Origin of the sequence: Lentzea aerocolonigenes (assembly GCF_000974445.1) — a bacterium.
Lineage (GTDB): Bacteria > Actinomycetota > Actinomycetes > Mycobacteriales > Pseudonocardiaceae > Lentzea > Lentzea aerocolonigenes.
The window spans coordinates 81,851-93,550 of the sequence record NZ_BBOJ01000010.1 but is presented as its reverse complement, the minus strand read 5'-3'; the positions used below and the strand labels follow the sequence as shown (position 1 = coordinate 93,550).

Sequence of the window (11,700 nt, the reverse complement as noted above, 5' to 3'; positions counted from 1 at the left end):
CTCTCCTCAACTCGAGCTCTGCCAGGGTGCGGGGTGCAGGATCTGGACCACGGCGGCGGACAGCGTCACTCCCGGTCCGACGCCGATCATGAGCAGGTGGTCGCCGGGCCCCAGCTCACCCGTGGACACCAGGTGGTCGAGCGAGACGATCTGGTCGCTCGCGCCGAGGTGTCCGACGGTGCGCCCGAACTCCCAGGTGGAGCGCGACATTCCCAGTCCGAGCGCGGCCATGCAGCGTTGCTCGACGATCTCCCGCGAGTAGTTCATGTACGCGACGCGCGTGACGTCGCCGAGGCCGATGCCAGCCTCGTCCAGCACTCGCTCCACAACGGACAGTGTTTGCTGGTGGATGCGGATCAGCGCGCCGGTGCCCTCACCGGACCCGGTCACCTGCTTCTTGAACGCGGCGTTGCGCGAGACGAAGTCCAGCGCGCGCCCGACCGTCGGGCCCGGCGGGAACAACGGCTCGTCACCGCGGTGCATCTGCTCCGCTTCGGGAACGGCCACCGAACGCACGGCGAGCAGCCGCGCGAAGCCGGGCTCGGTCGACAGGATCACGGCGGAGGCGGCGTCCCCGGCGACATAACCGGGTCCCATGCGCCAGCGGTCCATCATGGGCGTGCCGAAGTTGTCGGACGCCACCAGAAGCGCGCTTCGCCTGCCGCCGGACAGGTAGCCGGCGCCGAGCTCCAGCGCACCGAACATGCCGTTGCAGCCCTGACGCACCTCGACCGCCAGCACGTCCCCGCCCAGCAGGTGCCGCTGCAGGTGGTACTGCGGCTGCCAGCCGTCCGGTCCCTGGTGCCAGGAGTCCGCGTACAGCAGGACGTCCACGTCGTCCGGGCTGTGGCCGGTGCGCTTGAACGCCTGCTGAGCCGCCAGCAGCGCCATCTCGGGCGCGGGCACGTCCCCGGCGACGGCCGCGCCCGCGAGCTGGTGCAGCTCGACTTCCTCAGCGGGGTAGAGCCCTTGTGCCACAGCTGATTCGATGCTCACCACCGGGGGCAGGTGGACGCCGAGTCCTGTGACGTACACGTCTGGCGTGCGCACGATGCCTCCTCAGTGGCCGAAGGTGCCGAGTACCTGGACCAGACGGTCGAGCAACCGTCGTGCCTCGGCCGGGCGGAACAGGTCGGGCCGGTACCCGAGCCGCAGGTGCAGCCGTTCGCCGGGCACGGCCGCCAGTCGCAGGGGGTAGTGGGTCTCGTCCTCGACCTCGAACGCCGTCAGCCGCAGCTCCGGCAGGAGCTCCGCCCACTCGGCCCGGTCGAAGGAGTAGTTGACGAACATGATTGCCGTGTCGAAGAGCTCGCGGCCGCGCTGGACGTCCGACAGCCCGACGTGGTGGTGCGGTATCAGCGCCGCCTGTTCGGCCTGCACCCGTGCCAGCAGGTCCGGCGCCGGCTCACCCGCGCGCAACCGGACCCGCACCGGGATCGTGTTGGTCAGCAACCCGACCATGCGCTCGACACCGGGCAGGTGCGCCTGCCTGCCTGAGACGGAACATCCGAACGCCACGTCGTCGCGCCCGGTCACCTGGCTCAGCACGGTGGCCCACGCCGCCTGCACGACCGTGTTCAGCGTGACGCCGGGGATCCGGTCGAGTGCGGCGGTCAGGTCCGCGTCGAGGTCGACCCTGACCTGTTCCTGCCGGCGGGCCGAGGCCCGAGCGCCGGGTGCCACGAGCGTCGGTGTGTCGAACCCGTCCATCGCCTCGGCCCACGCGGCCTTGGAGGCGTCGAGGTCCTGCTCTGCCAGCCAGCGCAGGTAGTCCGAGTAGGGAGGACCGGCCGGCGGCTCACCGTCCGATGTGTACCGTGTGAACAGCTCGCGGACCAGCAGCGAGGTCGACCACCCGTCCCACAGCACGTGATGCGCGGTCAGGAGCAGGCGATGACTCTCGTCGCCGAGCTTCAGCACGTGCATCCGGATCAACGGCGGCGCGGTGAGGTCGAAGCCCTGCGACCGTTCGGCGGCCGCCACGCGTTCGGCATCGGTGGGACGCTCGGTGAGATCCGTTTCGGCCCAGGGCATCGTCGCGCCCGCACACACCACCTGCACCGGCCGCGCGAGCTCGTCGTGGTGGAAGGCCACCCGCAGGTTCGGGTGGCGCAGCAACGACTCCGCCGCCGCGCGCATCCGGGCCGCGTCGAACGGGCCTTCGAGGTCGAACCGCAGCTGCGAGACGTAGGAGTCGGTGTGCTGCCCGGACACGGCGTGCAGGAACAGGAAACCCTCCTGCAGCGGCGACACCGGCAGGACGTCCGTCAGGTCCGGGTGCGCGGCGGCCAGCGTGTCGATCTCGGTCTGGGTGAGCCCGGTCAGCCGCACGTCCGACGGCGTCAACGCCACCGGGCCCGGTGACGCGCCGAGCTCGTCCAGATCGGTCAGCGCCGCACGCCACTCGGCGACGAACTCTCCTACGTCGTCCGCCGAGAACACGGCCGGGTTCCACGCGATCTGCACGCGCAGCTCCCCGCCGGCGGACCTCGAGGTGCATGCCAGCGCGTAGCCCGGATCGGGCGTGCAGGAGAAGGTCTCCGGCAGCACCCCGAGGTCGCGGAACGCGATGCGGGGGAACACGTCCGCCCCGGCACCCCGGCGTTGCTCCTTCACCCGTTTCAGCGCCTTGGCGACCGGTTCCCAGCCGCAGTGCACCGGGACGCGCCCCTGGATCCGTCCGACCGTCCGCACGGACCGCGGCGCCTCGGCGAAGCACGGTTCGGCGACCGCCAGCGCCAGTCCGGTGAGCAGGACGTCGGTCCGGTCCACGCGGAACCGCCGCGCCAGCGAGGCCCAGTCGGGCTCCGGCAACGTGATCTCCATCGTGCTCACCGTCCCGGACACCGTCACGGGTACGACGTCCGCGGCGAACACGTTGTCCCGCAACGGAACGACGGCGGGCAGGTCGGTGGAGCCGGACCAGAGCTCGTCCAGCAGGATCCGCCAGGACTCCCCGTCTGCCAGGAGGTGGTGCACGACCAGCAACAACTGTCCGGGATGGGAAGGCCCCGCGTCGAAGAACGCCGCCTGGAACATCCGCCCGGCGCCGGGGGACAGGCGGGACACGGCGGCCTCCCGTTCGGCCTCGACTACCTCCGGAGCGGGATCGCCGACCAGCAGCACCCGGCTCACGTGGTCGTCCAGCGCGTCGACGACCTCCCAGGTGCCGTCCGCGAGCACCCGCATGCGCAGCGCTTCGTGGCGGGAGACAAGGGTTTCCAGCGCGGACGTGACGGTGTTCATCCGCGTGCCCAGCGGCACCGGCACGACGACGGACTGGTGCAGTCCGTCCAGCGCGGTCCCGAGCCGGGCGAGCTCGGGCGTAGGCGGGAACGGCCCGGTGCCCGACGGCGCGGCCGACACATCCCTGGCGACCTTCGCGAGCCGGGCCGCCGTCGGGTGCTGGAACACCTCCCGTGCGGTGAACTCGAGTCCGGCTTCCAGCGCGCCCGACACGAGCGGGAACACCATGATGCTGTCGCCGCCGAGATCGAAGAACGACTCGTGCGGCCCTATCCGCGTGACACCGAGGGCGTCCGCGAACAGCTTGCACAGCAACGCTTCCCGCGAGCCTTCCGGCGCGGCGTCGTAGTCCGAGGAGGAGAAGTCCGGTGCGATCAGCAATCGCCGGTCGACCTTGCCGTTCGGCGTCACCGGCAGCTCGTCCAGCAGCACGACGGCGGCGGGCACCATGAAGTCCGGCAGCACCCGAGCCGCGTGCCCGCGCAGCTGTGCGGGCGTGACCCGGCCGTCCGTCACCACGTACGCGACGAGCCGCTTGCGTCCCTCGTCCTCGCGCGCCACGGCCACCGCGGACCGCACCGAAGGATGGCCGAGCAACACGGTCTCGAGCTCACCGAGCTCGACCCGGAACCCCCGGATCTTGACCTGGTCGTCGGCCCGTCCCCGGTACTCGAGGTTGCCGTCCGGCCGCCACCGCACGAGGTCGCCGGTGCGGTACATCCGCGCGCCCGGCGTCCCGAACGGGCACGGCACGAACCGCTCGGCGGTCAGCGAGGCCCGGTGCAGGTACCCGCGGGCGAGCCCGTCGCCCGCGATGAACAGCTCACCGACCGCGCCCGGCAGCACGGGCTCCAGCCGTGAGTCGAGCACGTACACCTGCGAGTTGGCGATGGGCTTGCCGATGGGAACGCCGTCGCCCGCTGTCAGCGGCGGGCTCGTCGTGCTCGCCACGGCCGCCTCGGTGACGCCGTAGACGTTCACCATCCTGCGGCCGGGCGCCCATCGCCGCACCACGTCGGGATGGGGCGGCTCGCCACCGGTGATCAGCAACCGCAGGTCCGGCAGTCCTTCGGAGTCCAGCTGCGCCAGCATCACCGGCGGGATCGCGGCGTGCGTGATCCGTTCGGAGCGCAGCAGGTCCGTCAGCACGGGCTGGTCCTCCGGGGCGAGCACCAGCTGTCCACCGGACACGAGCACCGGCCAGATGTCCCCGGTGGCCACGTCGAAGCTCGGCGACACGAACTGCAGCACCCTGCTCCGGGCGCAGATCCCGAACCGGTCGGCGTGGTCCAGCACGAAGTTGCGCAGTGCGTGGTGCGGTACCACGACACCCTTGGGCGCACCGGTCGACCCGGACGTGTAGATCACGTACGCCGCGGTCGCCGGGTTGATCACCCGGCGTGCGACCGTGCCCGGTCGTGCGTCGTCCACCAGCACGACCGGAGTGCCGGACGGCAGGCCGGGCGCGACGTCCACGGACGTCAGCACGTACCGCGGCGCCAGGTCGTCGAGCATGTACGCGACGCGTTCGGCCGGATAGGCGGGATCGACGGGGACGTACGCCGCGCCGGCCTTTAGCACGGCCAGCATCGACACGATCAGCTCCGGCGAGCGGGGGAGTGCGATCGCGACGAAGTCCTCCGTGCCCAGGCCGCGTCCGACGAGGTCCGCGGCCAGTCCGGAGGCCCTCGCGTCCAGCTCGGCGTAGGTGAGCGTGGTGGGGCCGGACACGAGCGCCGTCGCGTCCGGCGTGCGCGCGGCCTGCCGGGTGACCAGTTCGGGCACCGTTTCGTCCGGCATGTCCCTGGCGGTGGCGTTGCGCTCCACCAGCAGGTCCAGTTGCTCCACAGTGGACAGAAGGGAGAACTGGCCGATCGGCCGGTCCGGTTGTGCCGCCACCGCCTTGAGGAACGCGAAGAGCCGGTCGCGGTGCGCCAGAAAGCCGCTGAGCCCGTGGTACTCCGGGTTCGCCTCCAGCACGAGCGACATCTCGCCGCTGGTCTGCCCGCGCACGCCCAGCGAGAGGTCCACGATCGGCCCGGACGCGAGGTTGTGCGTCGTGGCTGTTGCCGTGCCGAACCGCAGCGACCTGTCGTAGGGCATGAAGTTCACCATCGGCCCGATGAACGCCTGGTCGCTGCCTTCCAGCCCGAGGTCGCGGCGCAGGTCCTCGGCGCGGTACCGCTCGTGCTTCAGCGCCGCGCGCACCTCCTCGCCCATCCGGGGAACGAGGTGCGCCAGGCTCTCCGACGCCGAGACGTCCATCCGCAGCGCCACGGAGTTGGTCGCCATGCCCGGCGCACGCCGTGACACCACGCTGCGGCGTCCGGCGACCGGCATCCCGATGATCACGTCGCGCCGATCGGTCACCCGGTGCACGTAGGCCGCGACGGCGGCCAGTACCACCACCTGCCAGGTCGACCCCGTGGTCGCGGCCGCCTGCTGCAGCCGTGCCACGTCGTCGGGCTCCAGTGCCGCCACTCTGCCCAGGCGCAACGGCAACGACGCGGGATCGGCGTCCGGCGGCACGTCACCCGGCACGCGCATGACCGCGGGCTGGTCGCCGAACCGCTTCATCCAGTACTCGCGGTCCTGCTCGAACCGCACGGACGACCGATAGGCGAGATCCTCGTCCAGGATCGACTCGAACGACGTGCAGGCCGCTCCTTCGTCCACATCGGACACGAGCGACGTGTAGATCTCCGCGAGCCTGGTGCCGATCAGCTGCACCCCGTACCCGTCGACGACCGCGTGGTGCATCCGGTAGTAGAAGAAGAACCGCGACGCGGACACCTGGAAGAGCACGAACGCCGAGATCGGCGGCGCGGCGAGGTCGACCGGACGGGCCACGTCGTCGCGCATCCACCGCAGGGCGTCGCCCTCGGGGTCGGCGTGCCCTCGGTAGTCGAGGAACGGCAGCTTCGCGTCACCCTCGGGCGCGACGACCTGCCAGAGCTCGCCGTCGGCGTGGTCGAGCGCGTCGATGCGCAGGGCGTCGGCCTCGCCGCGCAACCTGTTCCACGCGGCCGTGAACACGTCCACGTCCACCGGGCCGTCGATGGCGAGGTACTCCGCGCAGTTGAACTTCTGCCCGGACGGGTCGAGCTGGTGCGCGAACCAGACGCCCCGCTGCGCCGCGGACAAGGACAGTCGCTTGCTCATGCCAGACTCCTCAGCCGTAGCGCTTCAGCTCGTCGAAGAAGCCGTCGACGACGTGCCCGCCACCGTCGCGGGTCACCTGCTCGTGGACGTGCGCTCCCACCGCGAGGTCCAGCACGCCGAGACCGAACGGCGAGAAGACCACCGGCCGGTCGGAGGGCACGTCGATCTCTCCGGCCAGCAACGCCCGCATGTCGCCGGCCACGAAGTCCCTGCCACCGGTGAGCTGCTCGGTCAGGTGCAACGACGTGTTGGCCTTCATGCAGTGCTCGACGTCGTCGGTCACGTTGCAGGAAGCCAGGATCACGTCTGTGGACAGATCTCGCAGCGAGACGTGCAGCACCAACGGGTTGTGCGAGAACCACGCCGGGTCGTGGACGTGCGGCTCACCGGCGACGGTCGCGAAGACGACCAGGTCGGACGAGCGGATCAGGTCCTCGGCGTTGTCGTGCACGGTGATCCGGCCGGCCTCGGTCCGCGCCAGGTAGCCGGAGAACCCGTCGGCGTGCGCCGGCGCCAGGTCGAACACGCCGAGCTCGTCGAACGTGAACCCGTTGGCCGCCAGGTAGGTGTGCACGTACCGCGCGATCAGACCCGTGCCGACGAACCCGACGCGGGACGGCCGGACGCCGCGCCGGGTGCTCAGCCGCACCGCCGCCAGCGCGGCGGACGCGGCGGTGCGAGCCGCGCTGATGACCGACGCTTCTATGCAGGCGAACGGAAAGCCGGTCTCGGCGTCGTTGAGGATCAGTACCGCGGAGGCGCGGGGGATGCCGCCCGCGACGTTCTCCGGGAAGCTGGAGATCCACTTCAGGCCGTGCACGCTGCCCAGCGACGCGGGCAGCGCGATGATCCGCGACGACGGCAGGTCGGGGAACCGCAGGAAGTACGAGTCCGGGTTCACCGTCCGGCCGTCGCCGTGCAGCCGGTACGCCGCCTCGACCACCTCGGTGACCTGTTTTTCTTGTCCTTGCAGGACTTCGCGCACCTGCGCGCCGGAGATGACAGTGAAAGGGGGAGGCCGCACGGGGGTTCCTTCCTCAGGCGTGGTCGACGGCGGGCTGCTGCCGCGACGGGGACTCGTACTCGCTCAGCCGGAGCCGTTCGCCGGCGGTCACCTCGATGCGTGCGGCCGCCATGCGCAGGATGGGAGGGCTCATCAGCGACGTGACGATCGCGATCAGCACGACGATGGTGTACATCTCGGTGCTGAGCACGCCGAGCCGCAGCCCGACCATCGCGACCACCACCTCGACGACGCCCCGCGCATTCATGCCGGCGCCGATCGCCAGCGCCTCCCAGCGGTTCAGGCCGCTGGCCCACGCGCCGAGGAACGCTCCCGCGAACTTGCCGACGATCGCGATCAGCAGCAGCACCACCGCCGCGAGCAGCACGGTCGGCTGGGCCAGCGCGGACAGGTCCATGCGCAGCCCGGCCATCGCGAAGAACACCGGCGCCAGCACCGTCATCACCAGGGTGCGCAACGGTGTCAGCCGTTCCACCACGCCGTGGCCCGCGTTGCGGATCAGCATGCCCGCGACCAGTGCGCCGAACACCGCTTCGAGCCCCAGCAGGTGACTGCCGGCGCTGGTCAGCAACACGATCACCACCGCCACCGAAATCGTCGGCCCGGACTCCGCCGACTTCGCGGTGACGCGGACGGCCGCACGCACCAGGGGGCGTCCGATCACGAACGCGACCACCAGGAACAACGCGAGGAACCCGACCGAACGGGCGATGCCACCCGCCTGCACGCCGGTCGTCGCCATGGCGGTCACGATCGACAGGCCCAGCCAGCCGAAGATGTCGTCGACCGTGCCGGAGATCAGGATGAGCTGACCCACGTTGCGGTGCAGCAGCTTCAGGTCGATCAGGGTCTTCGCGATCACCGGGATGGCGCTGACGCACATCGCGATGCCGAGGAAGACCGCGAACACCGCGCGGTGGGAGTTTTCGGCCAGAAGTGCCGGTGGCACCAGGAAACCCGCGGCGACGCCGAGTGCGAGCGGGATGACCAGGCCTGGCAGGCTGACCTTCGCCGCCGTGCTGCCGCGTTTGCGGATCAGCTTGAGGTCCAGCGACAGCCCGGTCATCCCGACCAGGAGCAGCACACCGATCTGACCGAACGCGTCGAGCAGGTGGAACTGCTCGGTCCGCGGCGGGAACAGCCAGGCGAACCAGTCCGGTGCCACGTTGCCGAGCAGTGAGGGGCCGAGCACGATGCCGGTGAGCAGCTCCCCGACGATGGGCGGCAGCGACACCCGTGCCGCGAGCCTGCCCATCAGCAGTGCCAGCAACAACAACAGCGCCACCTGGAGCAGGAAGAGGAACAGGGAGTGCCCGCCGATGGGCGGTACCGGCCCTGACGCGAAAGCCATCGCTGGTAGCTCCTGTCAGCTGAACTTGCCGTCGAGGAAGATCAGTGGCGGGTGCTCTTCGCTGAGCACCTCGCTCTCCACCACCGAGCCGACGATGAGGTCGTGGTCTCCGACGGGATGGGTGTGCTCGAACCGGCAGACGAAGTAGGCGACGCAGCCCGGCACGATCGGCGCGGGCAGCGCGTCGGGAGTGTGCAGCCCCAGGTGCTCCGGGGCACCGATGCGGCTGCGGCTCGCGTAGTGCCGGGCGTAGTCCCCCTGTTCGGCGTTGAGCACGCTGATGCCGAAGTACCGGGTCTTCTCGGCGAGCTGACGCATCCGGCCGCCGGACGTCACCGACACACCGATCATCGCGGGGTGGAGCGACAGCGTGATGAACGAGTTGGCGGTCAGTGCGTGGTCGCCGCCGTCGTGCCGCACCGCGACCACCGTGACCCCGGTCGCGAACCGGCGCGCCGCGCGCCGCAACGAGTCCGCTCTGTGCTGTTCGTGGATCTGGGCGCTCACCGGGGATCCCTCAGTCCGACATCGCGACCAGGATCCGGCGCGGCCCGGTGAACGACCGCCTGCCGTGCCCGACCGCCACGTTGTCGATCAGCAACAGGTCACCGGTGCGCCAGTCGACGTTCACCGCTTCGGACAGGCCCCGGTCCCGGATCTGCGTGACGTGCTCGGCGGGAATGGCAGAACCGTCGGCGAACGTCACGGACTGGGGCAGGTCCTCCTCGGGCATGATCTGGTGCAGCGCCGCCGCGGTCTCGTCGCCGAGCCCGGCCACGTGCCACTGGTCGGCCTGGTTGAACCACACCTCGTCCCCGGTCACGGGGTGGCGGGTGGTCGAGGGACGCACCTGGCTCACCCGCAGCCCGCCGTCGGGCTTCCAGGTGAACTCGCTGCCCGACTTCGACAGGAACTCCTCGACCTGGTCGCGTTCCGCGGTCTCGAACGTGTCCTGCCAGCTCTTGCCGAAACCCCTGCCGCCGTGCAGGTTCTGCGTGTAACGCACACCCTGCCCGAACGCCTCGCGCACCTCGGGATCGAGCGAATCGAGCCAGCGCACACCGTCGACGACCGGCGTCGCGCCGCCGGTTTCCGGTGCCACGGCGCAGAAGAACAGCAGTCGTGCGGGCCACTGATGCGCGTACGACATCTCGTTGTGCATCGAGATGTCGTACTGCGGAGGGTACTCGGTGGAGGTGTAGACGTTCTGGCCCACCTTGGTGCGCGGTGAGTTGCCGTGCACGTACGCCAGCCTGTTGGGCAGCAGCAGGTCCATCACGTCACCCAGTTCCTCCGGGGTGACGTGGAAACCGCGGAACACCAACGCCTTGTGCTTGACGAGGAGATCGCCGAGGTCGGTCGCGGCACGCAGATGGTCGATCAGCCCCTGCGGTCCTGGCTCTGCCCCGACGCTGGCCGGGTCGAGCTCGAGTGGAGCCCAGTGTTCCATCCGCCTTCTCCCTCCGGTGGGTCGTAATGCGGATCGTGGGGACGCCACCTATATTTCGTCGGTATCCCGCCTATCGCCGTCCATATAGCGGAAATATCGGCTCGCTGGAAAAGATTCGAGCGCGGCCGGTCGGCGACGAGATGGGATTTCGGTGTGGCAGCAGTCATCGTGAGTCCTCTGGAATTCAACGTTTCGGACTTGTACGTGGATCTGCGGCAGATCGTCGGACGGCGGCTGCTGCTCAAGTGCGAGGGCTTCAACTTCGCGGGTTCCATCAAGCTCAAGGCGGCCACCGAGATGGTCGACGCGATGGAACGCGCGGGTGAGCTCGTGCCCGGTGCCACCATCGTCGAGTCGTCGTCGGGCAACATGGGCATCGCGCTCAGCATGGTCGCGGCGAGCAAGGGATACCGGTTCATCTGCGTCACCGACGTCCGGTGCACCCGCGCGGCCCGGCGGATGATGGAGACGCTCGGCAGCGAGGTGCACGTCGTTTCGTCGCCGGACTCCTCCGGCGCTTTCCTGGGCACGCGGATCGCTCACGTGCAGTCGTTGTGCCGCGCCAACCCGGGCTTCGTGTGGCTCAACCAGTACGCGAACCCCGGCAACTGGACGGGCCACTACCGCTCGACCGGCCCGGAGATCGACAAGGCTTTCCCCGAGCTGGACGTGCTGTTCGTCGGCGCGGGCACCACGGGAACGTTGATGGGCTGCGCGAGGTACTTCCGCGAGAACCGGCCGTCCGTGCGGATCGTCGCGATCGACAGCGTCGGTTCCGTCACCTTCGGCACGCCCTCACGCACCCGCCTCATCCCGGGCCTGGGCACGAGCGTCCGCCCGCAGATCCTGGACGAGTCCTTTGTGGACGACGTGGTGCACGTCGAGGAGAGCGACACCGTGCGGATGTGCCACCAGTTGGTGCGCCACGGGTACCTGTTCGGCGGGTCGACCGGCACCGTGGTGAGCGGAGCCCTGCAGTGGCTTTCGTCCGCGGAGGCGGGCGACGACCTGACGTGTGTGGCGATCGCGCCCGATCTCGGCAGCAACTACCTCGACTCGCTCTACCACGACGAGTGGCTGGCGAACGCCTTCCTGGTGGCGGACTGAGGGCCTTTCCGCCTTTCGCGGAAAAGATCCGGCCACTGGCACGGCGGGACGATCCCGTGGAAGCGTCGATCAGGCCGGCGGGTGCCGTTCTGGTTGACGACCGGGTACCCGGTCCACGGCTGCAACGGCTGGTGGTCGCGCAGCGGTACCGGCACCGGGTCGGGATTCTCGATCGGCTGGAGCCTGCCCGGCTCGGTGTTGCCGTCCGGCACGGTCTCGTGGTCCCGGTGTGGCGCCTGGATCTCCTCGTGCCGGTTGGGCGCAACCGATGCCCGGCGCGGGGCCCGCGACGCTCGCCCCGGCCACCAGCACCCTGCTACCGCTCATCGGGGCACTCGAATCCCATCGGATGACCGTCCG

At 70.1% G+C, this 11,700-nt stretch carries 8 protein-coding genes; 1 reads left to right on the top strand and 7 read right to left on the bottom strand.

Annotated features, from left to right (window positions below; all coding sequences use genetic code 11):
* Positions 1-6: 6 nt before the first annotated feature.
* The 6 genes from AOM45_RS20300 to AOM45_RS20275 are packed head-to-tail and all read right to left on the bottom strand — an operon-like array spanning position 7 to position 10,233.
* Complete coding sequence (locus AOM45_RS20300; RefSeq protein WP_030469196.1) at positions 7-1,050, bottom strand: ketoacyl-ACP synthase III family protein; 1,044 nt, start codon at positions 1,048-1,050, stop codon at positions 7-9.
* Positions 1,051-1,059: 9 nt separating this feature from the next.
* Positions 1,060-6,408, bottom strand: coding sequence for a non-ribosomal peptide synthetase (locus AOM45_RS20295; protein ID WP_051783913.1), 5,349 nt, complete (start codon positions 6,406-6,408; stop codon positions 1,060-1,062).
* A 10-nt stretch (positions 6,409-6,418) separates the two neighbouring features.
* Positions 6,419-7,432: a 2,3-diaminopropionate biosynthesis protein SbnB gene (gene sbnB, locus AOM45_RS20290; RefSeq protein ID WP_030469198.1), complete on the bottom strand. Its 1,014-nt coding sequence runs from the start codon at positions 7,430-7,432 to the stop codon at positions 6,419-6,421.
* A gap of 13 nt (positions 7,433-7,445) precedes the next feature.
* Positions 7,446-8,783 (bottom strand): cation:proton antiporter, encoded by a 1,338-nt coding sequence (locus AOM45_RS20285; protein WP_030469199.1) that lies wholly within the window; start codon positions 8,781-8,783, stop codon positions 7,446-7,448.
* A 15-nt stretch (positions 8,784-8,798) separates the two neighbouring features.
* On the bottom strand, positions 8,799-9,290 hold the full coding sequence (locus AOM45_RS20280) for a flavin reductase family protein (RefSeq protein WP_030469200.1): 492 nt from the start codon (positions 9,288-9,290) through the stop codon (positions 8,799-8,801).
* A gap of 10 nt (positions 9,291-9,300) precedes the next feature.
* Positions 9,301-10,233, bottom strand: coding sequence for a TauD/TfdA family dioxygenase (locus tag AOM45_RS20275; RefSeq protein WP_030469201.1), 933 nt, complete (start codon positions 10,231-10,233; stop codon positions 9,301-9,303).
* Between the two features lie 168 nt (positions 10,234-10,401).
* Here AOM45_RS20275 and sbnA point away from each other — a divergent pair, with 168 nt between their 5' ends.
* Complete coding sequence (sbnA, locus tag AOM45_RS20270; RefSeq protein ID WP_236703764.1) at positions 10,402-11,340, top strand: 2,3-diaminopropionate biosynthesis protein SbnA; 939 nt, start codon at positions 10,402-10,404, stop codon at positions 11,338-11,340.
* On the opposite strand, the gene AOM45_RS20265 is transcribed toward sbnA, so the two are convergent.
* Positions 11,295-11,552, bottom strand: coding sequence for a hypothetical protein (locus AOM45_RS20265; RefSeq protein ID WP_030469203.1), 258 nt, complete (start codon positions 11,550-11,552; stop codon positions 11,295-11,297). The genes sbnA and AOM45_RS20265 overlap by 46 nt on opposite strands.
* Positions 11,553-11,700 lie beyond the last annotated feature (148 nt).